Source organism: Pseudoalteromonas sp. S554 (assembly GCF_005930865.1).
Classification (GTDB): Bacteria; Pseudomonadota; Gammaproteobacteria; order Enterobacterales; family Alteromonadaceae; genus Pseudoalteromonas; species Pseudoalteromonas marina.
In genome coordinates, this window is record NZ_PNDV01000046.1 from 1 (window position 1) to 1,006 (window position 1,006).

Genomic DNA, 1,006 nt, shown 5'->3' on the forward strand with positions numbered 1-1,006 from the left:
ACATTAAAGTGGTTAGCCAAGTAGGTAATTACATCATTCACTGAGTGCCTTTTACTAACAAGCTTGCTTTCATAGTTCGATGTTGCAATATAGCCTTTAATGCTTTCAATAAAGTCATCACTGCCTAGCACCGACAATAACTTTTTAGCACCATAAAAAGCGCTTATCTCTTCATTACACTTATATTCAACAAACTGTTTGTACGCAACATACTTACGCTTTTTACCTTGCAGCGAAAATATAAAATCTCGAACCAACCATGTAGGTGTCGCACCACTTTTAATAAAAGCTGAATAGCTAGACCATTTATACTTAGCAAGGTCATCTACCAATGGGGTGCTCGTTTCAATTGGGTTGCGATGAATATACCGGCTAACATGCGATAAATAGTTATCAGCATCCACCAACACGGCTTTGTATCGGCCCCTAAACAGTGCACCATCTGTATTATGTGTTCGATTAAAGTATTGAGTGTAAAGGCCATTAATATGCTTCATGGCCTTGCCTAAATTAGCATCGGGAGTTTTTATTAGCAGATGGTAATGATTGGTCATCAAACAATACGAATGCACTTCAATATTAAACCGAAGGCTTGCTTGCTCAATGCAGTATAAAAAATTCTTAAAGTCGTAATCGCTCAAAAAGGTATTTTCGTGCCCTCTTCCACGATTCATCACATGATAAAACGCATTCTCATACTCTATTCGCAACGGCCTAGACATAGCAATCAATTCAAAAAGTAGTAAATTATAAATTTAGACCTTTAATGTCTGAAGTCAAGATTTGACCCCTTTGATTCCACGATTCATCACATGATAAAACGCATTCTCATACTCTATTCGCAATGGTCTAGACATAATAATTAACTCAATGAGCAATAAACTATAAATCTAGATCACTAATGTCCGAAGTCAAGATTTGACCCCTTTGGTTTCTTATGATAAAAAGCACCAAATACTCCCATTCCAATTGGGTTTGATAAAACTGCCCATTGCTCTCGTCCTGG

1 protein-coding gene is annotated in these 1,006 nt (G+C 37.1%); it reads right to left on the reverse strand.

The features are described 5' to 3' along the window. A partial coding sequence (locus CWB65_RS11730) for a transposase (RefSeq protein ID WP_138740637.1) occupies positions 1 to 722 on the reverse strand: 722 nt, incomplete at its 3' end. Between the last annotated feature and the right edge of the window lie 284 nt (positions 723 to 1,006).